The organism is Mycolicibacterium duvalii (assembly GCF_010726645.1).
Lineage (GTDB): Bacteria > Actinomycetota > Actinomycetes > Mycobacteriales > Mycobacteriaceae > Mycobacterium > Mycobacterium duvalii.
This window is the reverse complement of sequence record NZ_AP022563.1, coordinates 5,171,868-5,194,430: the sequence shown is the minus strand read 5'-3', so window position 1 is coordinate 5,194,430 and position 22,563 is coordinate 5,171,868. Positions and strand designations below refer to the sequence as shown.

Here is a 22,563-nt window from a genome sequence, read left to right as displayed (position 1 = left end):
GTCAGCTTATGGCTGCGCCGCGCCGGCATTCCCAGGCCGCCACGAGCAGGCACAGCGCGGCGGCGAGCGCGCCGAGGACGAACATCGTGGGATAGCCGGCCGAGCGCTCCAGGACGGACAGTGCCGCGGGCACCGCGAAGCCGAGGTAACTCAGGCTGTAGAACACGGCCGTCATCCCGGCCAGGTCGTCAGGTCCCGCGATGCGCTGGATCTCCTGCAACCCGGCCAGCAGGGCCAGCCCGTAACCGGCTCCCAACGCCGCGGCCGCCCCGAGCGCCGCCCACACCGTCAACGCGGACGCGGCCAACGCGGCCGCCAGCATGCCGACGACCAGCAACCCCAGCGCGATGACGACGCCGCGGGGGCCGTCGGCGCCCAGCCTGGGCCCGAGCCGCTGCACCGCGAACCCGACACCGAGCGTCACCACACACATCAGCGCGGAGAACGCGATCGGCGCCGTCGACACGCGGTCGGACATCAGCGCGGGCAACACCGCGTAGGCCGTCGCGCCCGCCCCGAACACCCACGGGGCGACCGGCACGACGACAAAGGCAAAGCGGCGCTGCGCCGCCCGCGCGACGACGAGGTTCGCCCGCCACGGCCGGGCGGGGGCGCCAGGGGCCCGGGTCTCCGGGGCCGCCGTCAGGAACAGCGCAGCGGCCAGGGCCGTCGCGATGTTGACGGCGTACGGGGTCACCGTCGGCGCCGGTGCCCACTCGGCGAGCATGCCCGCGGCGCCGGCACCCAGGCCGAAGCCGCCGGTCAGGCTCATCGCGGCACGGCGGGCGCCGGCGTCGCCGCCGGCCAACGGCGTGCTGGACAGCTCCTTGAGCCAGCTTCCGCCCACGGCCATTGCCAGCCCGAGGGCCAGCCCGCTGAACACCCGGCCGATGCCCAGCACCAACGCGGACTGGGCGCCGAACGCCAGAATCGCCGAGCCGACCGCGGCCAGCACCGGCGCGGGCAGCATCAGCGGCCGGCGCCCGACGCGGTCGGACAGCGGGCCGCCCATCAGCAGCGCCGGCACGATGCCGATGACGTACGCGAACAGCAGCAGGTCGACTGTCAGCCCGGAGAACCCGCCGTCGGTTCGGTACATCACCAGCAGCGGCGTGAACTCGTTGCCGCCCCATGCGATGGCGAACATCGCGGCCGCGACGGCGACCCACTGCCCTCCCGTCCGCACCGGGGCCGGTGGAGCAGACGATGGCGCACTAATACTGAACACTTTGTCCACTATATATGTGGCCCGCGATCGGGTATGCGTCACCAGGAGCGGCGAAGGCGAGATTTCTGCGCTGGTGACAAAGGTCAATTGCGCCGGCGGGGCGGAAAACTGTAACGTGTTCTAGTTAGAAGCCGAAAGTTGGGAGGCCCGAGGTGAGCACCGAGACCGGGATTCGTGAAATTGACACCGGCACGCTGCCCGACCGGTATGCCCGCGGATGGCACTGCCTGGGCCCGGTGAAGAACTTCACCGACGGCAAGCCGCACGGCATCGAGATCTTCGGCACCATGCTGGTGGTCTTCGCCGACTCCAACGGCGAGCTCAACGTCCTCGACGGTTACTGCCGACACATGGGCGGCAACCTCGCGCAGGGCACGATCAAGGGCGACGAGGTGGCCTGCCCGTTCCACGACTGGCGCTGGGGCGGCGACGGCAAGTGCAAGCTGGTGCCGTACGCCAAGCGGACCCCGCGCATGGCGCGCACGCGCGCCTGGCACACCGACGTGCGCGGCGGCCTATTGTTCGTCTGGCACGACCACGAGGGCAATCCACCCCAGCCCGAGGTCCGGATCCCGGACATCCCGCAATTCGCCAGTGGCGAATGGACGGACTGGAAGTGGAACTCGATGCTCATCGAGGGCTCCAACTGCCGCGAGATCATCGACAACGTCACCGACATGGCGCACTTCTTCTACATCCACTACGGATTGCCGACGTACTTCAAGAACGTCTTCGAGGGACACATCGCCAGCCAGTACCTGCACAACGTGGGCCGCCCCGACGTCAACGACATGGGCACCGCCTACGGAGACGCGTCGCTGGACTCCGAGGCCAGCTACTTCGGCCCGTCCTTCATGATCAACTGGCTGCACAACACCTACGGCGACTTCAAGGCCGAGTCGATCCTGATCAACTGCCACTACCCCGTGACCCAGGATTCGTTCATGCTGCAGTGGGGCGTCATCGTCGAGAAGCCCCAGGGCCTCGACGACAAGACCTCCCAGAAGCTGGCTGACGCTTTCACCGACGGTGTCAGCAAGGGATTCCTGCAAGACGTCGAGATCTGGAAGCACAAGACGCGCATCGACAACCCCCTTCTGGTCGAGGAAGACGGTGCGGTCTACCAGATGCGCCGTTGGTACCAGCAGTTCTATGTCGACGTCGCCGACGTCACCCCGGAGATGACCGACCGCTTCGAGATGGAGGTCGACACCACCGCCGCCGTGGAGAAGTGGAACGTGGAAGTGGAAGAGAACCTGAAAGCCCGACAGGCCGAGACGCAGTCGACCTGAGGACCGATGTGATGGACTCCCGACCCGATGTCGACAGGATCGCGAAGTCGATGCTGCTGCTGCACGGCGGCCACGACGACGATCACGACCATCACGGCAGCACCGACGGCGCGGGGCGCGGAGGCTGGAGCAAAGCCCCGGATTTCGCGTCGAACCCGGATCGGGCCGCCGCGGTCCGGGAGGCGTCACAGCGCGACCGGGAACGCTATCTGACCGCCGGGCTGGTCACCGTCGACTGCCGCTACTGCCATGTCGCGGTACGGGTCAAGAAGCTGGGGCCGGCCCACACCTCGGTGCAGTGGAGCAGCGACGCCACCGCGCGCTGCGCGCACTTCGCCGAGATCCGGGAGGCCGGTGGGGACCCGGCCAGGGAGCGGGCGTGTCCACGGCTGACCGACAGCATCAAGCACGCCGTCGCCGAAGGCTGCCTGGAAGAGCACTCGAGCGCACCGTCGCCCGGCGACGGTGCAGCCGAGCCGTCTACAGATCCTTGAACCGCTCCTTGACCTGTTCGTCGGTCAGTCCGTAGTCGGCCAGCGAGTAGGTGTGCTTCGGCGCGCGCGGCCCCTTCTTGCTGTCCTCATGTGTCTTAGCCACCGATTCCCGTGCCGCATCGGTGAAGTCGATGCCGAACGACCGATAGATGTCCTCGACGGCGCCGACCGGGTCCTTGATCAGGGTGAAGTAGTCGAGGTCATAGAACTGCGCGGGATCGTGTTCGGCGCGTTCGGCATTGAACAGCTCCAGTCCGCGCGACCAGGTTTCCATCGAGTCGGCGCCGATGACCTCGCCGGTGAATGTGTTCGACCAGCCTTCGGTGGTGTGCTGAGCCAGCGAGCACATCGACGCCATGATCGTCTCCACCGGCCGGTGACACTGCACGACCAGCGCGTCGGGATAGGTGGCGAAGAGCGCGTCGAGCGCGAACAGGTGACTGGGATTCTTGAGCACCCAGCGCTTGTCCGCGTCGTTGAGGCCGATCAGCTGCAGGTTGCGCCGGTGCCGCTGATACGGCTTCGTCCAGTCTTGCCGCGCCAGCCACTGTGAGTAGGTCGGGACGTGGGCCAACGTCTCGTAGGACACCGAGTGCAGCGATTGCCGCAACAGCTGCCAGCATTCCTCCACCTCGTCGGCGGTCATGAAATGCAATCCCGTGTAGTCCGGGTTCTCCTCGTGCGCCTTGGTGAACTGCGCGTCGAGCTGTTGGAAAACCGGGTTCTGCGACCAGGTTTCGCGCGGAGGTCGGGGCTGCGGGAACTCAGCCAGCCACAACTCCAACCCCTGATGCCGCGGGTCGGCCGCCAGCAGGCGGTGCACGGCGGTGGTACCGGTGCGCGGCAGCCCGGTCACGAAGATCGGCCGCTCGATCGGCACATCGGCGTGTTCGGGATACTGCTTGAACGCGGCCTCTGACACCAGGCGCGCGACCAAGGCGTTACGGACGAAGAAGCGGTGCATCTTGCTGCCGAACTCGGTCAGATCGGCATCGCGCTGGAACGATTCGAGCAGGACCGCCAACGCCTCCCGGTAGTTGTCGTCATCGGAACCGAAATCGTCGAGACCGCAGGCCTTGGTCGCCGACGCGTGCAGGTCCTCGACGGTGCCCACGTTGGTCCGGCCGTTCGCTGCACTCATCAGGCTTTGTACTCCCCACAGTTGACGTCGAGGGTCTGGCCGGTGATGCCACTGGACAGGTCGCTGGCCAGGAACAGGATCGCGGAGGCGACCTCGTCCTCGGTGGGCAGGCGTTTGAGATCGGACGCGGCTGCGGTGGCCTGGTAGATCTCCTCGACGGTGGTGCCGTACTTGCCGGCCTGGTGGGTGAAGTAGGACTCCAACGTCCCGCCCCAGATATAGCCGGGTGCAACGGAATTCACCCGGATACCCTGCTCCCCCAGCTCGGTGGCAAGCGATTGCGACATCGCCAGCAGCGCGGACTTGGCCATCTTGTAGGCGCCGTACTTGGCCTGCGAATGCCGGATCACCATCGAGTTCACATTGACCACGGAGCCGTTGGTGTCGGCCAGTGCCGGGGTGAAACCCTGGATCAACCGCAGCGCCCCGAACACCGTCAGCTCGATGGCTTCACGCATGTGCTCAAGGGTGGTGTCGGCCAGGGGCTTCATCGACGGGACACGGAAGGCGTTGTTGATCAGCACGTCGACCCGGCCGAACGTGTCGGTGGCCTTCTGTACGAGGTTCGCGACCTGCGCGTCGTCGGTGATGTCGGTGCCCACCGAGAGCGCGCGCCGGCCCAGACCCTCGACCTGCGCCGCCACGTCGGTGAGCCGATCGACCGTGCGCGCGGCCAGCACCACGTCCGCGCCGGCTGCCGCGCATCTGCGCGCCAGGGTGGTGCCCAGCGCCGGCCCGACGCCGCTGATCACCACCACCTTGTTCTCCAGCAACGGCAACGTCGATACGGTCTGCGTCATCCTAGCCCACCATCCTGTGTCCGATTTGGAACTGTCGCAGGGCAATTCGTTCACGCCACGCTTCCGCGCCGATCTTGTTGTCCTGGTGGTACGGAAGCGCGTCGGCGACGCGGTCGGCGTCGATGACCTGCACGGTGGGGCCGTCGGCCTCGGTCATCTCGCGCGACACCCGCTGCCAGCGGAACTGCAGATAGCCCTTGCGGTGGCCCAGGGTCTCGATCCAGTTGGCGACCCCCGGGTTGGTGTCGGAGACGACCATGCGGATCATGCCGTCCGGATCCGCTTGGGCCTGCGTGCCGTTCAGTGAGGTCTGGTGGTTGATGTAGTCCAGCGAGATGTACCAGAGGCTGCCCAGCTGGAAGCCCATGTAGGGAGCGTCGGACACGGGCACGGTGATCACCATCGCCTCGTGGGGGGCGAGATCGAAGTGCCCGACCGATGAGTACTGGGTGGCCAGGCCGCCGGGCGTGAGCCTTGGTGCGACCATCGTGTTGACCGGCAGATTGTCGTAGAACCACTGGGGAAACTGCAGCCAGGTCTTGACCCGTTGCACCAGTTGCTTTCCGGCTGTGGCGTAGCGCTTCTCCAACAGCTCGCGGGTGAGCGGAGGCGGCGCGGTACCGGCGGTGTCGGTGCGAGCGATGGCGAAGGTGCCACGTTGGGCGGACCAGTCGTTGTACACCTCGCGGATGACCAGCTGGGAGGGCACCTCGGGCGTGAACCGCCATTCGAAAGTGCCGTCGGCGCCGATGTCGAGCTTGCGATCGTCGAACGCCGTCTCGCTGTCGGGAACGACTTCGTCGGTGTATTCACCGCCGAGCAGCTGAAAGCTGACGTCGGTGGTGGTACCGCGCCGGCCGGTGACGACGTACTCGTGGCCGGGCAGGACCCGGGTGCCGAAGTACAGCGTGTCGGGATTGTCCAGACCCATCTTGGTGAACGGACCGGTGCCACTGTGCAGGAACGGGTGATCCCGGTCGTAGTCGAACGCGACATGCGTGCAGGCCGCGATGCAGCCGGCCAGGTACTGCAACCCTTCCAGCAGGTCGGCTTCGGATTCGATGAACGGCGCGGCGGCGACGAGCTTCTCGGACTCGGCGATGGCATCGGCCAGCGGCTGTGAGAACACAGTCAAGAAACTAGAACCTGTTCCATCATGAGTCAATATATCGACCACAATGTTCCAAATATGAACCGCAGGGGTAGGGTGGGCACCGTGTCCGGACGCGCGTCACCCCCGACCGACCGTGTGGTTCGCATCCTGGATTTCCTCGCCGGTCATCCGCGGGACCGCTTCGGGGTGTCCGAACTGGCTCGGCGGGTGGAACTGAGCAAGCCCACATGCCTGGGGATCGTGACCGCGCTGACCGAGGCGGGCTACCTGGTGCGCGACCCGGGCGACAAGACGTATCGGTTGGGACCGTCACTGATCACCCTCGGCCACCGGGCCCAGGAGTCGATGCGCGTCAGTCCCGCCGCCCGCGACCAGTTGCGACTGCTGTCCTCGCGTTTCGGTGCGACGGCGGCGCTCTCGGCCGTCATCGACGACCGCATCACTCTGCTGGATCTGGCCGCCCCACCCGGAGCGCGGCCCGGGGTCGAGGTGGGCCAGAGTTATCCGTTCGCGCCGCCGGTCGGGCTGATGTTCGTGCTCTGGGACGACGAGGCCGAACGGGAATGGCTGCGTAAGCCGCCCACCATTCCGCTGCGCACCGATTCCGAACGACTCAAGCGGGTTGTCGCCTGCTGCCGCGCCGACGGTTATCTGGTGGAGCGGCAGACTCCCGGGGGGCGGCGCTTGTACTCCCTGATGGCGGGGATGCCCACCGATCTGCCCGACGAGTTACGGGCGTTGCTGGGTGAATTGGTCTCCGATATCGGCGAACGGGTGTACCTGCGCGACGAGAACACCGGACGCAGACGACATGACATCAGCGTCATCTCCGCGCCGGTCTTCGACCACTACCGCCGGCAGGTCATGGTCGCCTCCATGCAGGTCGGGAAACCGTTGACCGACAACGAGATCACCGAACGGGCGCGCGCGGTGGTGGCCACCGCAGACGCCGTCACCCGGCAACTGGGGGGCAGCGCACCCGAGCGGTGACGATCACCGGGTGCGGCGTCCGTCTTCAGACGCGCGTCCCTTCGGGCGTCCAGGTGGCGGGCAGGCTGTTGATGCCGTTGATGAAGTTGGCCACCTGGAAGTTGGGTTCGGTGGCGGTGATGTCCGGGATGCGGGTGTAGACCTCGGTGAGAAGCGACCGCAACATGGTGCGCGCCAGCGCGGCGCCCAGGCAGAAGTGCGGACCGCCGCCGCCGAATGCCAAGTGGGGGTTGGACTTACGGGTGATGTCGAAGGTCATCGGGTCTTCGAACACGTCCTCGTCACGGTTGGCCGAGATGTACCACAGCACCACCTTGTCGCCGGCTTTGATCTCCTTGTCCCGGATCGTGACGTCCTGGGTCGCGGTGCGCCGCATGTGCAGCAGCGGCGATCCCCACCGCAGCACCTCCTCGACAGCCGCATCGATCCGTCCGCCGATGTCGGCAACCAGCAGGTCGCGCTGCGCGGGGAATTGCGAGAACGCGTAGATCGCCTGCGCCGACGCATGTCTGGTGGTGTCGTTGGCCGCGACCGCCAGCAGCGTGAAGAACGCCTTGAGCTCGTCGTCGGTCATCTTCTCGCCGTCGAACTCGGCCTGCACCATCCAGGACAGCAGATCGTCGCCGGGGTTGGCACGACGTTCGGGCAGCAGGGTGGTGACCGTCTCGTGCAGGTCCATCACGGCCCCGGCGAACAGCTCGATCGCGGTCAAGTCACCACGGACCTCGGGGTCGGTCCACCCCAGGGTGCGCTGCGCTGCGCTGATGGTCTTCTCGTGGATCTCACCGGGCGGGAGGCCGAAGAAGCTGCCGAAGATACGGCCCGGCAGTTTGACCGACACCAGCTCGACGAAGTCACCTTCGCCCAGATGGGACATCTCGCTGACCAGGTCGCGCGCGTGCCCTTGGATCCAGCTCTGCAGCCGGCGCATGTTGCGCGGCTTGAACGCATCCAGCGTGATCCCGCGCAGCTGCGTGTGACGCGGGGCGTCCATCGCGATGAACGACTGCGACATCATCAGGATCTCCCGCGGGAAGTCCTCCATCGTGATGCCCTGCGCCGACGAGAAGATCTCGGGATGACGACTGGCGAAGCGGATGTCCTCGTGCTTGGTCAGCGACCAGAACCCCCTGAGGTTCTGCTCGGGCGGCAGCAGATCGGAGTCGGCGGGCCGGCTCCAGGCCACCGGATTCTCGCGGCGCAGCACCTCGAACGCCGCGTCGCGCTCGGCGGGCGGCTTGGTCCAGAACTCGCGTGCACTGAGGTCGATGTGACCGTGGGTGGTCTCAGGGAACGTCTGTGGAGACGTCTCGGGAAGCGTCGTCATCGGGTTCATGTCCTTCCGGCCTCGGCCGCGGGTGGGCCGGCTCACTGGGCGGTATGCGGTCAGTCTCGGGCCGGCCCAGCGGGAACGCGCCTGCCGTACGGGCCAACCCACGGCCTGCGCGGGCCAGTTGGGGAAGTGATGCGGGTCAGGAGACCGGGACGGTGAACGACGCTGCGAGACCACCCTCGTCACGGAGAGAGAATCGCAGCGTGCCACCGAGAGCGTCGACGATCTGGGCCACGATCCACAACCCCAGACCCGCGGTGCCGCGCCGGTCGGACAGGCTGACGAATTTGCCGGTCAGGTCGCCAGCGCGGCGGGCGGGACACCGGGACCGCTGTCGAGCACCGCGACACGCAGGTCACCGCCGGCACGTTCGCACACCACCTCGATGGGCAGGTCGCGGCCGTGCCGGGCCGCGTTCTCCAACAGATTGGTCAGCACGCGCCGCAGGCCCTGGGCGTCGACCAGGACCGCCGACACATCACCGGTGGTCGCCATCTGCAGCCGTGGCGGCGCCAACCCCACGGCGTGGGCGGCTTCGGCGGTCAGTTCGGCCACGTCGACGCGACGCACGCGGCCGGAGGAGAAGGCTGGTTGTCGACTCAGATTCACGTCGGACAGCGCGTCGAGCATCTCGCTCAGATGTCGAGTGTGGCGTCCGGCGAGTTCGACGGCTGCGTCCCGGTCGGTCACCGGCATCGGCGTGGCGGTGTCGGAGAGTGCGCCGACCAACGCGTCCAGCGACGCCACCGGGGTGCGGAACTCGTGCAGCAGGACCTGCAACCCCTCCTGCTGCGCCTCGTAGGACCGCAGCAGGCGCGCACGCAGGTCCCGTTCCTCCTGGGCGGCGGCGTGTTCGGCCTCGGCTTCGACCAGCGCATCGACCCGGGAACGATGTTCACGTTCGATCAGCACCGCCAGCCCACCGCCCAACACGGCGATGAACACCATGTACAAGGCCCACCACAACCCCTGCGTCGACGCTTCCAGCGCCACGCCGTCCACCGTCGTCCACACCACCACGCCGGCATAGGCGGTCCCCAAAAGCACTGCCAGGATCAGGCATTCGACGAAGGTCAGCCGGGCGGCCGACGCGATCACCGCGAGCGCGAGCACGGCCACCACGGGGCTGGCGGCTCCGCCGGTCAGCCCGATCAAGGTCAGGGTGAACAGTGCGTCGAGCACTGCGACCGGCCATGCGAACCGTGTTCGCCGGACCTCGTAGCGCGGGTGCGCCATGAGCACCACCGCATATCCCAGCGCGGCGGCGAGCACCACCGCCAGCGCTACGGGGTACCGGCGCACCCACTCCGGACCGGTGGCGACCAGCACCACGATGGACAGCACCACTGCAGCGCGGACGGCCACGACGACCCGGGCCAGACCGTAGTTGTCGCCGGCGGGTACCACGAGCGCTCTGAGTCGATGCGACCCGTTCACGGGCCCGAGACTAGACCCGCGCATTACGATCCAGCGGGTGACCCGCACGCCGGGGGCCCGACCGTATGTCGTGGTGATCGTCGATGACCACGAACTGTTCGCCGAGGGCCTCGAGTTGCTCCTGACCCGGGACTGGGGCGAGCAGTTCGTCATCGGGGGCCGCACCACATTCGTCGAGGAGGCCGCCGAGCTGGCCACGTCCTGCGACGCCGACCTGGCCATCGTGGACCTGTCGATGCCCCCGCTGGGAGGCGTCGCCGCGATCCGCCACCTCAAAGCGCGTCATCCACGCACCCGGGTGCTGGCGCTGTCGGGCACCGGCGACATGGCGCTCGCGGAGGATGCGCTGCGCGCGGGTGCGGACGGGTTCCTGTCGAAAACGGTGCGCCCGGACGCGCTGGTCGGGCCGCTGACCACGATCGCCGCCGGCCTGCGCGTGGTCGATCCCGCGCTGCTCGACGCCTTGTTGTCCGCCACCCGCAAACCGTCGGGCACTGTGTTGACGTCGCTGACCCCGGCCGAGATCAAGCTCTGGGTGCTGGTGTCGACCGGAATGGAGACCGCCGACATCGCCGCGCGGATGGTGGTGTCCGAACGCACCGCCAAGCGGATGGTGGCTTCACTGCTGAACAAGCTCGGGGTCGGCAACCGGATCGCCGCAGCCGCACTGGCCGGCCGCAGCGGGATCCTCGACGACGGCACCGCCGGTTGAGCGTGGCGCGTCAGGCCTCGACCCGCAGGGCCTGCGCCGGGCACATCGCCGCGGCGCGGATCACCGCGTCGTGCTGATCAGCGGGGGGCTGCGGCTCGAGCAACACGACCTGGTCGGCACCGTCGGGCAGATCGAACACGTCGGGTGCGGCCATCAGGCACTGACCGTGTCCTTCGCAGAGGTCGTAGTCGACGGTGATGCGCATGCTTCCTCCAGCGGCACTCGGCATAACCCGAGTATGGTGCCGCCGAGGGGCACGCCGGCAGGACTGCACGCGCCAAACATGGCCTGCGCGTGCCAAGGTCATGCGCGCCTGCGCAGGGTGACCGGCAGGCCGTCGGCGGGAGTCGGCCCGGTGCCCCACGTCATCAGCGGTGTGTACCCGAGCGGCACCTCCCAGTCGAAGTGCCGCAGCAGCTGATGCATGACCGCCTTGACGTTCATGTCCGCGAACTGTTGGCCGAGGCATTTGTGGACACCGCCGCCGAAGGGCGCGAACGCGTACCGGTGCACCGGCCGTGCGTCCGCCCCGTCGAGGAACCGGCCCGGGTCGAACCGATCCGGGTCCGGCCACCAGTCGGCCAGCCGCATGGAGGCGTAGACGTTGATCGCCAGTTGGCTTTTGCGCGGGATGAAGTGGCCGGCGATCTCGGTGTCGGTGATCGCCTGCCGGAACAGCGTGCCCGCCGGCGCGTACATCCGCAGGATCTCGTCGAAGGCGGCGTCGAGCAGCGGGTAGCCGCTGTCGAGATCTGCCAGCGTCAGCTCGTCGTTGGGGCTGTCCATCGCCTCTTCGCGTAAGCGGTACTGCCAGTCGGGGTTTCGCCCGAGTTCGTAGACCAGCATGGAGATCGCGATCGCGCTGGTGTCGTGCGCGGCCATCAACAGGAAGATCATGTGGTTGACGATGTCGGTGTCGCTGAACCGCTCGCCGTTGTCGGCGCGGCTGCGGCACAGCATCGAAAACAGATCGGTGCCCTCGCCCACGCGCCGCGCCGAGACCTGCCTGGCGAAGTAACGTTCCAGGCGTTCCCTGGCTCGTAGGCCGCGCGCCCACGCGCCGCCGGGCACGTCGGCGCGGATCATCGCCTGGCCGCCGCAGACCGTGTCGTGGAAGTCGGCCGCGAGCTGATCGGATTCCGCACCCAGAGTAGCGCCGACGAAGACCTCGGCGGCTTGATCGAGCAGCAGATGCTTGACCGAGGTGTAGAACGGAAAGTTCGGGGACGCAGGCCAGCCGGTGACCGTCCGACGGATGCCGGGGCGCATCAGCGCGAGGTAGCCGTCCAATGCGCTACGGGTGAACGCCTGCTGCATGATGCGCCGGTGGTCCCGGTGCTCGTCGAAGTCGAGCAGCATGATGCCGCGATGAAAGAACGGCCCGATCACCGGCGCCCACCCGCGAGTGCTGGAGAATGCCTTGTCCTTGTTGATCCACACGGTCTCGAGAGCCTCGGGACCCAGCAGCGACACGATGCGGAAGCCGACGCCGCCGGCCCAGGACACCGGTCCGAACCGCTCATATCGGCGACGGGCGAATTCGAGTGGGTCCACCAACGAACTCAGGATATGTCCGATGACGGGAAACCCGTAGTTGCCCAACACCGGTTTGAGCCCCGACCCTGCCGGCGGCTGGGCCAGGGCGTGCGCACGGCTGGGGAAGCGCTCGGTGATGCCGGCCGCCATCGTCTGCAGCCGCAGTTTCGCCTCCCCGGTGCGGACGGGTGTCGTCATTGGCCGATCCGGTCCAGGTAGCGCCGGCGCGCGGATTCGTCGTAGTGCCCCGGCGGTTGCCGCAATGTGGCGAGCTGCTTCAGCCGTTGCAGCAATGGCTCCGGCGTCACCTCCTCGATCAGTCCCATCGGCGCCAGCCAACGGGGGACGGTGATCTCGCCGCGCGCGTGCCGTGCACTGTCGGCAATCGCGCGGGCGATGTCCTCCGGTTCACGGGTGGGCAGGAGGTCCAGCGCCACCCCGGCGGTGAGTTCGGTGTGCACGGCGGTCGGCATCACGGTGCTCACGGTGACTGCGCTGGAGGCGATCTCGGCCCGCACCGCCCGGGACAGGGCCGCCACGGCATATTTGGTGGCGCAGTACACCGACATTCCCGGGGTGGTCACCTTGGCGGCCATCGAAGCGATGTTGACGATGTGTCCGCGTTCACGTTCGAGCATGCCGGGCAGAAACGTGTGCATGCCGTTGATGACGCCGAGCAGGTTGATCGTGACTTCCCGGTGGTACAGCTCCAGCTTCGTGTCGGCGAAGGGCCCCATGATCTGAATGCCGGCGTTGTTGACCAACATGTCCGGCGGACCGGCCGCGCTGACGGTGGCGTGGAAGGCAGCCATGCTCACCGGGTCGGTGACGTCGAGCTGCACTGGGCAGGCGCCGATCTCGCGACCCGCGCGCTGCGCCTCGTCGATGTCGACGTCACCGATGAACACGCGTGCGCCGCGGCGCACCAGTTCGGCGGCAGTCGCCCTGCCGATGCCGCGGGCTCCTCCCGTCACCCCCGCGACAGCACCCTCCAGGCTGATCATGCCCGCTCGTCGCTGAACTCGCGGAGCGCGAAATAGGCGATCAGCCGTACCTCGCCGCTGGGCATCGTCAGCAGGGCGCGTCCGAGATAGAGCCTCGGAAGCAACTCGACGATCTCGTCGCGGGTGCGCTTGATCGGGAAGGTGCGAACGCTCGGGTTGCGATATTCCGAAGGTGAATAGTCCAGCGCACGAACGGCATTGAAGGGCTCGGCCGCAGCGGTGTCGATCTTGTGGGTGAAGCCGTATCCGAGCACCTCAGACCCCACACGGCGAAGGCCGCCGTACAACGGTGCGACTGCCCGCAGCGTGTACTTTCCCAGGGGACTCAGCCGATTGAAGCCCGTCCCCGACTCGTGGTCGAAGGTCTTGCCCCGCCACGTCGGGTCGATCTTCATCAGCGGGTTGGCCAGATGGGCCTCTGGAATGCCGAAGAGCTTCCCGACGATCAGCCCCTCCATCGCGCCGTACGGACCGTCGGGGGCCTCGCCGCGGGCGAACAATTCCGCCAGTTGGTCGTGGCGGGCCCGATCTCCGAGCTCACGGAGATAGTCCCACCCGAGGCGGCGGGCCAAAGCGGGTGAGTGAGCGGCCAGCTCGCGAAGTTCTGCGAGCACGGACGCCCCGGTGCGGTGTGGCTCGGAATGCGGTGATGCGGGCTGCTGCGCGATCGATGTGCTCAACTGTGCGTTCCTCACATTTTGGTACGAGTTCGTGCCAGATAATCTGGTACTGAACCGTGCCAGACTGGTGTGGTGGTGTCAAGGCTCGATTGCCCCGGCCGGGACCCCGGGTGCGACGATCGTCGGGTGACCGAGACTTCGGGACGCAGTTATGGCGGTCTGACCGCCGACTCGCGCCGCCTTCAGCGGCGAGCCCGTCTGCTCGAGACCGCCATCGACGCCATCGCCGTCAATGAATGGCGGGCCTTCACCGTCGATCGACTGTGCGCCGGCGCCGGCCTGAACAAGCGTTACTTCTACGAGAGTTTCGCCAGCCTCGACGAGGTGGCCACGGCCGTCGTCGACACGATTGCCGACGAAGTCCGGACCGCCACGATGGGTGCTATCGCAGAGACTGCGGCAGAACCACTCGAGCAACAGGCCAGGGCTGCGGTGACGGCCTTGGTACGCACACTGGTCGACGACCCCAGGCGTGGACGGATCCTGCTCGGCGGGGTGGCGAGTTCGCCGGTCCTGCATGACCATCGCGAAGCGGTGATGCAAGGCTTGACGGCGGTCCTGGTCGGTCATGCGCGCACGATTCACGACGTCGAACTGGAGAAGGACCCGCTGGCCAAGGTGGCGCCCGCGTTCATCGTCGGCGGAACAGCCGACGCGATCCTGGCCTACCTCGACGGCCGCGCCGACATCTCGGTCGAGGACCTCGTCACCTGCCTGACCACACTGTGGCTCATCACCGGCAATGGCGCGGCGGAAGTGGCACGACTGCGTAAGCGTTAGCTCGTCGCCGCCAGCACGAACGGCAACACCTCGGAGGCCCCGCCGGCACGCAGTTCACGTGCGGCCATCGTCAGCGTCCAGCCGGTGTCGGTGACGTCGTCGACCAGCAGCACCGGCCCGTCGCAGTCGATGATCGGCTGCTGGAATGCGCCATGCAGCCCGGCGACGCGGTAGGCGGAGTTCGCCGCCGTGACCGGCCGATGGTCGACCGCGTAGGCCAGGGTCCCCAGGTTCGCCAGCCGCCCGAGCTGGGCGAGCCGCGTCGCCATCGATGAGATCAGCAGCGGGTGGGTCTGCGAGTCCAGCCCCATCACCGCGACCGGTCGGCTCGCCCAGTCCCAGACTTTGAGGACGGCGACGGCAGCGTCGACGACCTCGTCGGGGACTTCCTGATCGGGCTCGGCCAGCAAGCGCCGCAGGCGGGCCCCCCAGCCCAGGTCGGTGAGCCGGCCGATCGCACGCCCGGCGCTGGCGGCGTCGCTGATCCTGCCGGACAGCTCCAGACCGAGCGCGCCGAGGCCCGACGGCCATTGTTTGCGGGGCGCGACCTCGACTCCGGGCCGGCGCAACCGTTGCGCGGTGGCCGTCAGCGTCGCCTCGTCGACGGTCGCCGAATAGTGGTCGCCCGTGCAGTTGTCGCAGCGTCCACAACGCTCGCCCGCGCTGAGCTCGGGGTCGTCGAGCTGGGCCCGCAGAAACGCCATCCGGCATTCGTCGGTGTCCTGGTAGTCCAGCATGGCTTGCTGTTCGCGCCGGCGCGCCTGGTCGAGGGCGCGGTAGCGCGGTTCGTCGTAGCGCCACGGTTGCCCGGTGGCCAGCCAACCGCCTTTCACCCGCCGCACGGCGCCGTCCACGTCGAGCACCTTGAGCACCATCTCCAGCCGGGACCGGGTCAGATCGACCCGGGCCTCCAACGCCGGCGTGGACTGTGGCCGGTCCACGTCGAGAGCGGCGAGTACGTTGCGGACCAGGGGTTCCGGCGGGAAAGCGACCGAGGCGAAGTAGCGCCAGACCTCCTGATCCTCAGTGCCGGGCAGCAGGATCACCTCGGCGCGCGCGGTGGCCCTGCCGGCGCGACCGACCTGCTGGTAATAGGCGATCGGCGACGACGGCGCGCCCAGGTGCACCACGAAGCCGAGATCTGGTTTGTCGAAACCCATTCCGAGCGCTGACGTGGCGACCAGCGCCTTGACCCGGTTGTCAAGCAGGTCGGCTTCGAGTTGTTCGCGTTCGGTGGTGTCGGTGGCTCCGGTGTATGCGGCGACGGTGTGGCCGCGTTCCCGCAGCAAGCCGGCAACGTCGTGCGCCTGGGCCACCGTCAGGGTGTAGACGATTCCGCTTCCGGGCAGCGAATCCAGTTGCCCGGCAAGCCATGCCGCCCGCTGTGCGGGAGTCCCGGCCTTGACCACCGACAGTCGCAGCGACTCGCGGTCCAGACCGCCGCGCAGCACCACCGTGTCCCCACCGCCGACCTCGAGCTGAGCGGCGATGTCACTGACCACTCTGTCGTTGGCGGTCGCCGTGGTGGCCAGCACCGGTATCCCCGACCCGAGGTCGGCGACCAGAGTTCGGATCCGGCGGTAATCGGGGCGGAAATCGTGGCCCCAGTCCGACACGCAATGGGCTTCGTCGACGACCACCAGTCCGGCATCGCTGGCCAGGGCGGGCAGAACGTTGTCCCGGAAATCAGGGTTGTTCAGACGCTCCGGGCTGACGAGCAGCACGTCGAGTTCGCCGTCGGTGACCCGAGCGTGTACGGCATTCCACTCGGTGACGTTCCCGGAGTTGATGGTCGCGGCCTTGACGCCGGCGCGTTCCGCCGCCGCGACTTGGTTGCGCATCAAGGCCAACAGCGGGGACACGATGATCGTCGGCCCCAGGCCCGCCGCACGGAGCAATTTGGCGGCGATGAAGTAGACCGCCGACTTGCCCCAGCCGGTGCGCTGCACGACCAGCGCACGGCGGCGCTGCACCACCAGCGCCTCGATGGCCGTCCACTGGTCGTCGCGCAGGTGCGCGGCCGGGCCGGCCAGCTGTTCGAGGAGCGCCTGGGCCTCGGTTCTCGTTGCCATCAGCCCATCGTGCCCGCCGGGTCCGACGGACCTAGTGCACGACGAGCCAGATGGCCACGAAGTGACAGGCCGCGGCGGCTGTGGTGAAGGCGTGGAAGAACTCGTGGTGGCCGAACGTCTCGGGCCACGGATTGGGCCATCGCGCGCCGTAGAGGATCGCACCGATGTTGTAGAGGGCCGCGCCCGCGACGAGCAGTCCCACCACGGTGATCCCGGCACCATCGAGCAGCGTGCCGGCGAACCACAACGCCACGTAGCCCAAGAGCAAATAGAGCGCCACCCCCACCCACCGCGGGGCCACCGGCCAGCACACCTTCAGCACCACACCGGCGGCTGCGCCTGTCCACACGATCGTGAGCAGTTCGGCACCGGTCTGCGGTTCCATCGTCAGCACTGCCAGCGGGGTGTAGCAGGCCGCGATGAACGCGAAGATCATCGAGTGGTCCAGCCGCATCATCCACTTCGCGGCCGGCGCCGAGGACCACCGCACCCGGTGGTAGGTGGCACTGACCGTGAACATGGCCACCACCGACGTGGCGTAGACCAAAGCCGCCCAGCCCGCCTGCGGAGACGTGGACCGCCATGCGCTCGCGACCAGCGCGGTACCCGCGATCAGGGCGGCAACCGCCGAGCAGAGGTGTATCCACCCCCGGGCGCGCGGAGTGACCGCCTCGACGACGTGGGACTCGCTCAGACGCTCTCCCACGTTGTGGATGGGCCGCGTCACAGGCATGCGGCAACCGCCGCGATCACACGGCAGCCAGCGTGAGCCTACCTGCGCACCGGCAGCAGACCGGGGTCGCCATGCCGACGGGCCCGTTCGGTCAGCCGACCGGGGTGGGCGGCGCTGTCGGCTCCGCGGGCGGGGTCTGCGCGGGCGACTCGGCGGCCCCGCTGCTGAAGCTCCAGACGGCCTGCGCCACCGGCGTCGGAGTCAGATCCAGGTTGCACTGCGTGTTCACGGTGCCAACCGGCTGGTAGATGTCGGTGAGCGCCTGCCGCACCTGGGGGTTCTCCTCGAGATACGCCTGGTAGGCGGTCTGCGCCTGCTCCTGCGGCTGCGCCGAGATGCCCGACAGCGCATCGTTGACCTGCGGGTTGGCCGTCAGGTAGGCGCCTTCAGCCGCGACGGCTGTGCTCACCGTGCCGGCCACACCGGCCGCGGAGCAGTCAGGCGAGGTCTCCGGCTGCGCGTTGGACACCGGTGCGACGATCGCCGCCGAACCGAAGGCCAGCAGCCCACCGGCGAAAACGCCGAACAGACCCCGGCGCACGTTCGTTGCGGACGGGTTCATCGAAATCACTCCTTCGCTGTGCGATCAGACGGTCGCAACGTGATGCCTAGCCGGTCGACATGCTCGCCAAACACGTGCGTGGTCAGGACCACAGGGGCGTAAGGAGCTAGGTCGCCTGGGTTGCGGCGGTTTCCTGCTCGCGTTTGATCTCCAGCGCGATGTCGATGAGCTGGTCTTCCTGACCGCCGATGAGCTTGCGCTGCCCGGCGCGATGCAGCAGCTGGTGCGCGGGCACGCCGTAACGCTCGGACTGCCGAATCGCGTGCTTGAGGAAGCTGGAGTAGACCCCCGAGTACCCCATGATCAGTGCATTGCGGTCGAGCAGGCACTCGGCGGGCATGGCCGGGGCGACGACCTCCTCGGCCGCGTCGGCGATGTCGAAGAAGTCGATCCCGGTCTTGACACCGATCTTGTCGAACACGCCGATGAGCGCCTCGACGGGGGCGTTGCCGGCACCGGCACCGAACCGGCGGCAGGAGCCGTCGATCTGCTTGGCTCCGGCGCGTACCGCCTCGATCGAGTTCGCCACGCCCAGGCCGAGGTTCTCGTGCCCGTGAAAGCCGACCTGCGCGTCGTCGCCGAGTTCGGTGACGAGCGCCTGAACTCGATCGCGGACACCTTCGAGCACCAGCGCACCGGCGGAATCGACGACGTAGACGCACTGGCAGCCGGCGTCGGCCATGATGCGCGCCTGCTTGGCCAGCTTCTCGGGGGGGATGGTGTGGCTCATCATCAGGAAGCCGACGGTTTCCAGGCCGAGTTCGCGCGCCAAGCCGAAGTGCTGGATCGACACGTCGGCCTCGGTGCAGTGGGTGGCGATGCGGCAGATCGACCCGCCGTTGTTCTGCGCTTCCTTGATGTCCTCCTTGGTGCCGACCCCCGGCAACATCAGGAAAGCGATCTTGGACTCTTTGGCCGTCGCGGCGGCGAGTTTGATCAGCTCCTGCTCGGGGGTCTTGGAGAACCCGTAGTTGAAGCTGGAACCGCCGAGGCCGTCGCCGTGAGTGACCTCGATGACCGGCACCCCGGCCGCGTCCAGCGCGGCGACGATGGCGCCGACCTCGTCCTTGGTGAACTGGTGGCGCTTGTGATGCGACCCGTCCCGCAGTGACGTGTCGGTCATCCGGACGTCCCAGATCGGGTTGAAGTAGATGTCCTCGGTCCCACTCATGCTTGCGCTCCTGCCTGCACCGCGGCGACGCGATCCTTGGCTATCTCTTCGCCCACCTTCGCCGCGGCTGCGGTCATGATGTCCAGATTTCCAGCGTAGGGCGGCAGGTAGTCGCCCGCACCCTCCACTTCCACGAACACGGTCACCACGTGGTTGCCGCCGTTGACCACCGACGGCTCGTCGAACTGCGGTTCGTTGAGCAGTCGGTACCCGGGCACGTAGGTCTGCACCTCGGCGACCACGTCCTTGATGGACTGGGTGATCGCGGCGTGGTCGGCGTCCTCCGGGATCGCGCAGAAGATGGTGTCGCGCATGATCATCGGCGGCTCGGCCGGGTTGAGGATGATGATGGCCTTGCCGCGCTTGGCCCCGCCGATCACCTCGACACCGGCGCTGGTGGTCTTGGTGAACTCGTCGATGTTGGCGCGCGTGCCAGGACCGGCCGACGCCGACGACACCGACGCCACGATCTCGGCGTAGGGCACCTCCACCACCCGCGACACGGCGTAGACCATCGGGATGGTGGCCTGTCCGCCGCAGGTCACCATGTTGACGTTCGGGGCGTCGAGGTGTTCGCGCAGGTTGGCCGGGGGGATCACCCCCGGGCCGATTGCGGCCGGGGTCAGATCGATGGCCCGGATACCCGCCTCGGCGTACCGGGGGGCGGCGTCGCGGTGCACGTAGGCGCTGGTCGCCTCGAACACCATGTCGGGCTTCTCCGACTGTGCGAGCAGCCAGTCCACGCCTTCGTGCGACGTCTCCAGGCCGAGCTTGCGGGCCCGCGCCAGACCTTCACTGTCTGGGTCGATGCCGATCATCCACCGGGGTTCGAGCCACTCCGAGCGCAGCAGCTTGTAGAGCAGGTCGGTGCTGATGTTGCCGGACCCGACGATCGCGACGGAAGCCTTTTTGGCCGTAGACATTGCTGGTCCTCTATCGGTTATTCGAAACTGAGCTGTACTGAACCTAAACCGCTGAACTCGGCGACGAAATGGCTGCCGGGCGGTGCATCTATCGCACGGGTGCACGACCCCGGCAGCACGATGTCGCCGGCTTTCAACCGGACACCGAATTGGTCGACCTTGCGGGCCAGCCACGCCACCGCGGTGACCGGGTTGCCCAGCACCGCGTCGCTGCGTCCCTCGGCCACCACCTCGCCGTTGTTGCTCAGCACCGCATCGATCGCCCGGATATTTACGTCCTTGGGCGACACCCGCGCCTCCCCGAGCACCCACCCCGCCGACGAGGCGTTGTCGGCGATGGTGTCGCAGAGCTTGATCTGCCAGTTGGTGATCCGCGTGTCGATGAGCTCGATGGCGGGGCAGAACGCTGCCGTCGCGGCCAGTACGTCGTCTTCGGTGCAGCCGGCCCCGGGCAAATCGTCGGCGAGGACGAAGCCGACCTCGACCTCGACCCGCGGATACAGATATCGCCCGGCCTTGACTGGAACGTCTTGGAAGACCTGCATGTCGTCGAGCAGATGGCCGTAGTCGGGCTCGTCGACGTTCATCATCTTCTGCATGGCCTCCGAGGAGAGGCCGACCTTGTGGCCGACGACCCGCGCGCCTTCGGCCACCTTCTGGCGGATGTTGATCAACTGGATCTCGTAAGCGTCGACCACGTCGATGTCGGGATGCGCATCGGTCAGCGGAGCGATCGGCTCCCGGCTGCGTTCGGCCTGCGCCAAGTCGGCGGCAAGTTGCTCACGGACCTCGGAACTGAGCATCTAGATGAAGTCCCCTCGTTTCGTCGACCGGCACAGTTGTGGGTCGGCCGGGCAATTCTATAACGTGTTCTACATGACGGAGCAGGAGTATGACGTCGTCGTGGTCGGCAGCGGCGCCGCGGGCATGGTCGCCGCCCTCACCGCCGCCCACCAGGGACTCTCGACGATAGTCGTTGAGAAGGCCCCGCACTACGGTGGTTCCACTGCGCGGTCAGGTGGCGGCGTGTGGATTCCGAACAACGAGGTGCTGCGGCGCGACGGGGTCGAGGACACCCGCGAGGCCGCCCGGACCTACCTGCACTCGATCATCGGCGACGTGGTCCCGGCCGAGAAGATCGACACCTACCTCGACCGCGGCCCGGAGATGCTGTCCTTCGTCCTGAAGAACTCGCCGCTGAAGTTGTGCTGGGTGCCGAACTACGCCGACTACTACCCCGAGACGCCCGGCGGCAAGGCCACCGGCCGCTCAGTGGAACCGAAGCCGTTCGACGCCAACAAGCTGGGACCAGATCTTGCCGGCCTGGAGCCGCCGTACGGCAAGGTCCCGTTGAACATGGTGGTGATGCAGCAGGACTATGTGCGACTCAACCAGCTCAAGCGTCATCCGCGCGGCCTGCTCCGCAGCCTCAAGGTCGGCGCCCGCACGGTATGGGCCAACACGACGCGGAAGAACCTGGTGGGCATGGGCCGCGCGTTGATCGCCCCGCTGCGCATCGCGCTGCGCGACGCCGGGGTCCCAGTCCTGCTCAACACCGCGCTGACCGACCTCTACGTCGAGGGCGGCGTGGTGCGCGGTGTCTACGTGCGTGACACGACCGCGGGCGAGGCGGCTGAGCCGCAACTGATCCGGGCGCGCCGCGGGGTGATCCTGGGCAGTGGCGGCTTCGAACACAACGAGCAGATGCGGGTGAAGTACCAGCGTGCCCCGATCACCACCGAGTGGACGGTCGGCGCGGTGGCCAACACCGGCGACGGCATCGTCGCCGCCGAAAAGCTCGGCGCGGCACTGGATGTCATGGAAGACGCGTGGTGGGGGCCCACGGTTCCGCTGGTCGGCGCGCCGTGGTTCGCACTGTCGGAGCGCAATTCGCCCGGCTCGATCATCGTCAACATGAACGGCAAGCGCTTCATGAACGAGTCGATGCCCTACGTCGAGGCGTGCCACCAAATGTACGGCGGCCAGTACGGGCAGGGACCCGGGCCGGGTGAGAACATCCCGGCCTGGCTGGTCTTCGACCAGCAGTACCGGGACCGCTACATCTTCGCGGGACTGCAGCCGGGACAGCGCATTCCGAAGAAGTGGCTGGAGTCGGGCGTGATCGTCAAGGCCGACACCCTCGACGAGCTGGCGGCGAAGACAGGACTGCCGGCCGACGCGTTCAAGGCCACGGTGCAGCGATTCAACGGATTCGCCCGCTCCGGGGTGGACGAGGATTTCAAGCGGGGCGAGAGCGCCTACGACCGCTACTACGGCGACCCGACCAACAAACCCAACCCGAACCTCGGCGAGATCAGCCACGGGCCGTTCTACGCCGCGAAGATGGTGCCGGGCGACCTCGGAACCAAGGGTGGCATCGTCACCGATGTGCACGGCCGCGCGGTCCGCGACGACGGCACGGTGATCGAAGGGCTCTATGCTGCAGGTAATGTCAGCGCACCGGTGATGGGCCACACCTACCCGGGTCCGGGCGGCACCATCGGCCCGGCGATGACCTTCGGTTACCTCGCGGCGCTCCACCTGGCAGGAAAGGCGTAATC

At 67.6% G+C, this 22,563-nt stretch carries 22 protein-coding genes; 6 read left to right on the top strand and 16 right to left on the bottom strand.

Going from position 1 to position 22,563, the window contains the following annotated elements; translation table 11 throughout:
- Position 1 precedes the first annotated feature (1 nt).
- Positions 2–1,147 carry an MFS transporter gene (locus G6N31_RS24640; protein WP_098003275.1) on the bottom strand — a complete coding sequence of 382 codons (1,146 nt, stop codon included), beginning with the start codon at positions 1,145–1,147 and terminating at the stop codon, positions 2–4.
- Between the two features lie 233 nt (positions 1,148–1,380).
- Here G6N31_RS24640 and G6N31_RS24635 point away from each other — a divergent pair, with 233 nt between their 5' ends.
- Positions 1,381–2,520, top strand: a complete 1,140-nt coding sequence (locus tag G6N31_RS24635) for a 3-ketosteroid-9-alpha-monooxygenase, oxygenase component (RefSeq protein WP_098003204.1) — start codon at positions 1,381–1,383, stop codon at positions 2,518–2,520.
- An 11-nt stretch (positions 2,521–2,531) separates the two neighbouring features.
- Complete coding sequence (locus G6N31_RS24630) at positions 2,532–3,014, top strand: hypothetical protein (RefSeq protein ID WP_098003205.1); 483 nt, start codon at positions 2,532–2,534, stop codon at positions 3,012–3,014.
- Here G6N31_RS24630 and G6N31_RS24625 read toward each other — a convergent pair.
- From G6N31_RS24625 to G6N31_RS24615, 3 genes are read right to left on the bottom strand one after another with little or no spacing between them, the layout of a single operon-like run.
- Positions 3,001–4,155 (bottom strand): sulfotransferase family protein, encoded by a 1,155-nt coding sequence (locus tag G6N31_RS24625; RefSeq protein WP_098003206.1) that lies wholly within the window; start codon positions 4,153–4,155, stop codon positions 3,001–3,003. The two genes, G6N31_RS24630 and G6N31_RS24625, sit on opposite strands and share 14 nt — an antisense overlap.
- Positions 4,155–4,955, bottom strand: a complete 801-nt coding sequence (locus tag G6N31_RS24620) for an SDR family oxidoreductase (protein ID WP_098003207.1) — start codon at positions 4,953–4,955, stop codon at positions 4,155–4,157. The genes G6N31_RS24625 and G6N31_RS24620 overlap by 1 nt, the downstream gene beginning before the upstream one ends.
- 1 nt (position 4,956) lies before the next feature.
- Positions 4,957–6,084: a hypothetical protein gene (locus G6N31_RS24615; RefSeq protein ID WP_098003208.1), complete on the bottom strand. Its 1,128-nt coding sequence runs from the start codon at positions 6,082–6,084 to the stop codon at positions 4,957–4,959.
- A 60-nt stretch (positions 6,085–6,144) separates the two neighbouring features.
- Here G6N31_RS24615 and G6N31_RS24610 point away from each other — a divergent pair, with 60 nt between their 5' ends.
- Complete coding sequence (locus G6N31_RS24610) at positions 6,145–7,059, top strand: IclR family transcriptional regulator (protein WP_098003209.1); 915 nt, start codon at positions 6,145–6,147, stop codon at positions 7,057–7,059.
- Between the two features lie 25 nt (positions 7,060–7,084).
- On the opposite strand, the gene G6N31_RS24605 is transcribed toward G6N31_RS24610, so the two are convergent.
- The gene (locus G6N31_RS24605; RefSeq protein ID WP_098003276.1) at positions 7,085–8,386 is read right to left on the bottom strand and encodes a cytochrome P450; all 1,302 of its coding nucleotides are present in this window, start codon (positions 8,384–8,386) and stop codon (positions 7,085–7,087) included.
- Positions 8,387–8,686: 300 nt separating this feature from the next.
- A complete protein-coding gene (locus G6N31_RS24600; RefSeq protein WP_234815277.1) occupies positions 8,687–9,829 on the bottom strand; it encodes a sensor histidine kinase in 1,143 nt (380 codons plus the stop codon).
- A 73-nt stretch (positions 9,830–9,902) separates the two neighbouring features.
- On the opposite strand from G6N31_RS24600, the gene G6N31_RS24595 reads away from it, so the two are divergent.
- Positions 9,903–10,541, top strand: a complete 639-nt coding sequence (locus G6N31_RS24595) for a response regulator (protein WP_098003277.1) — start codon at positions 9,903–9,905, stop codon at positions 10,539–10,541.
- A 10-nt stretch (positions 10,542–10,551) separates the two neighbouring features.
- On the opposite strand, the gene G6N31_RS24590 is transcribed toward G6N31_RS24595, so the two are convergent.
- From G6N31_RS24590 to G6N31_RS24575, 4 genes are all read right to left on the bottom strand, one after another.
- Positions 10,552–10,746, bottom strand: coding sequence for a ferredoxin (locus tag G6N31_RS24590; RefSeq protein ID WP_098003210.1), 195 nt, complete (start codon positions 10,744–10,746; stop codon positions 10,552–10,554).
- A 98-nt stretch (positions 10,747–10,844) separates the two neighbouring features.
- Positions 10,845–12,275 (bottom strand): cytochrome P450, encoded by a 1,431-nt coding sequence (locus G6N31_RS24585; RefSeq protein ID WP_098003211.1) that lies wholly within the window; start codon positions 12,273–12,275, stop codon positions 10,845–10,847.
- Positions 12,272–13,081 carry an SDR family NAD(P)-dependent oxidoreductase gene (locus G6N31_RS24580; RefSeq protein ID WP_098003212.1) on the bottom strand — a complete coding sequence of 270 codons (810 nt, stop codon included), beginning with the start codon at positions 13,079–13,081 and terminating at the stop codon, positions 12,272–12,274. The genes G6N31_RS24585 and G6N31_RS24580 overlap by 4 nt, the downstream gene beginning before the upstream one ends.
- Positions 13,078–13,761 carry a hypothetical protein gene (locus G6N31_RS24575; RefSeq protein WP_276057242.1) on the bottom strand — a complete coding sequence of 228 codons (684 nt, stop codon included), beginning with the start codon at positions 13,759–13,761 and terminating at the stop codon, positions 13,078–13,080. The genes G6N31_RS24580 and G6N31_RS24575 overlap by 4 nt, the downstream gene beginning before the upstream one ends.
- A gap of 126 nt (positions 13,762–13,887) precedes the next feature.
- On the opposite strand from G6N31_RS24575, the gene G6N31_RS24570 reads away from it, so the two are divergent.
- Positions 13,888–14,541 carry a TetR/AcrR family transcriptional regulator gene (locus G6N31_RS24570; RefSeq protein WP_098003213.1) on the top strand — a complete coding sequence of 218 codons (654 nt, stop codon included), beginning with the start codon at positions 13,888–13,890 and terminating at the stop codon, positions 14,539–14,541.
- On the opposite strand, the gene G6N31_RS24565 is transcribed toward G6N31_RS24570, so the two are convergent.
- The 6 genes from G6N31_RS24565 to G6N31_RS24540 form a co-directional block, all read right to left on the bottom strand.
- Complete coding sequence (locus tag G6N31_RS24565; protein WP_098003214.1) at positions 14,538–16,613, bottom strand: RecQ family ATP-dependent DNA helicase; 2,076 nt, start codon at positions 16,611–16,613, stop codon at positions 14,538–14,540. The two genes, G6N31_RS24570 and G6N31_RS24565, sit on opposite strands and share 4 nt — an antisense overlap.
- 31 nt (positions 16,614–16,644) lie before the next feature.
- Entirely contained in the window at positions 16,645–17,346 is a 702-nt protein-coding gene (gene trhA / locus G6N31_RS24560) for a PAQR family membrane homeostasis protein TrhA (protein WP_098003215.1), read from the bottom strand.
- A gap of 91 nt (positions 17,347–17,437) precedes the next feature.
- A complete protein-coding gene (locus G6N31_RS24555; RefSeq protein ID WP_098003216.1) occupies positions 17,438–17,908 on the bottom strand; it encodes a heme-binding protein in 471 nt (156 codons plus the stop codon).
- 106 nt (positions 17,909–18,014) lie between these two features.
- Positions 18,015–19,079, bottom strand: coding sequence for a 4-hydroxy-2-oxovalerate aldolase (gene dmpG / locus G6N31_RS24550; RefSeq protein WP_098003217.1), 1,065 nt, complete (start codon positions 19,077–19,079; stop codon positions 18,015–18,017).
- Positions 19,076–20,002 (bottom strand): acetaldehyde dehydrogenase (acetylating), encoded by a 927-nt coding sequence (locus G6N31_RS24545; RefSeq protein ID WP_098003218.1) that lies wholly within the window; start codon positions 20,000–20,002, stop codon positions 19,076–19,078. The genes dmpG and G6N31_RS24545 overlap by 4 nt, the downstream gene beginning before the upstream one ends.
- A gap of 17 nt (positions 20,003–20,019) precedes the next feature.
- Positions 20,020–20,805, bottom strand: a complete 786-nt coding sequence (locus tag G6N31_RS24540; RefSeq protein ID WP_098003219.1) for a 2-keto-4-pentenoate hydratase — start codon at positions 20,803–20,805, stop codon at positions 20,020–20,022.
- A 73-nt stretch (positions 20,806–20,878) separates the two neighbouring features.
- Between G6N31_RS24540 and kstD the strand changes: the two genes are divergently transcribed.
- On the top strand, positions 20,879–22,561 hold the full coding sequence (gene kstD, locus G6N31_RS24535; RefSeq protein ID WP_098003279.1) for a 3-oxosteroid 1-dehydrogenase: 1,683 nt from the start codon (positions 20,879–20,881) through the stop codon (positions 22,559–22,561).
- The last annotated feature ends 2 nt before the right edge of the window (positions 22,562–22,563 follow it).

Excerpts from the sequence above, each read along its gene's own strand:
- G6N31_RS24640 (WP_098003275.1), bottom strand. The coding sequence starts at position 1,147 with ATGTTCGCCATCGCATGGGGCGGCAACGAGTTCACGCCGCTGCTGGTG.
- G6N31_RS24630 (WP_098003205.1), top strand. The coding sequence starts at position 2,532 with ATGGACTCCCGACCCGATGTCGACAGGATCGCGAAGTCGATGCTGCTG.
- G6N31_RS24625 (WP_098003206.1), bottom strand. The coding sequence starts at position 4,155 with ATGAGTGCAGCGAACGGCCGGACCAACGTGGGCACCGTCGAGGACCTG.
- G6N31_RS24620 (WP_098003207.1), bottom strand. The coding sequence starts at position 4,955 with ATGACGCAGACCGTATCGACGTTGCCGTTGCTGGAGAACAAGGTGGTG.
- G6N31_RS24610 (WP_098003209.1), top strand. The coding sequence starts at position 6,145 with ATGAACCGCAGGGGTAGGGTGGGCACCGTGTCCGGACGCGCGTCACCC.
- G6N31_RS24605 (WP_098003276.1), bottom strand. The coding sequence starts at position 8,386 with ATGACGACGCTTCCCGAGACGTCTCCACAGACGTTCCCTGAGACCACC.
- G6N31_RS24590 (WP_098003210.1), bottom strand. The coding sequence starts at position 10,746 with ATGCGCATCACCGTCGACTACGACCTCTGCGAAGGACACGGTCAGTGC.
- G6N31_RS24585 (WP_098003211.1), bottom strand. The coding sequence starts at position 12,275 with ATGACGACACCCGTCCGCACCGGGGAGGCGAAACTGCGGCTGCAGACG.
- G6N31_RS24580 (WP_098003212.1), bottom strand. The coding sequence starts at position 13,081 with ATGATCAGCCTGGAGGGTGCTGTCGCGGGGGTGACGGGAGGAGCCCGC.
- G6N31_RS24565 (WP_098003214.1), bottom strand. The coding sequence starts at position 16,613 with ATGGCAACGAGAACCGAGGCCCAGGCGCTCCTCGAACAGCTGGCCGGC.
- trhA (WP_098003215.1), bottom strand. The coding sequence starts at position 17,346 with ATGCCTGTGACGCGGCCCATCCACAACGTGGGAGAGCGTCTGAGCGAG.
- G6N31_RS24555 (WP_098003216.1), bottom strand. The coding sequence starts at position 17,908 with ATGAACCCGTCCGCAACGAACGTGCGCCGGGGTCTGTTCGGCGTTTTC.
- dmpG (WP_098003217.1), bottom strand. The coding sequence starts at position 19,079 with ATGAGTGGGACCGAGGACATCTACTTCAACCCGATCTGGGACGTCCGG.
- G6N31_RS24545 (WP_098003218.1), bottom strand. The coding sequence starts at position 20,002 with ATGTCTACGGCCAAAAAGGCTTCCGTCGCGATCGTCGGGTCCGGCAAC.
- G6N31_RS24540 (WP_098003219.1), bottom strand. The coding sequence starts at position 20,805 with ATGCTCAGTTCCGAGGTCCGTGAGCAACTTGCCGCCGACTTGGCGCAG.
- kstD (WP_098003279.1), top strand. The coding sequence starts at position 20,879 with ATGACGGAGCAGGAGTATGACGTCGTCGTGGTCGGCAGCGGCGCCGCG.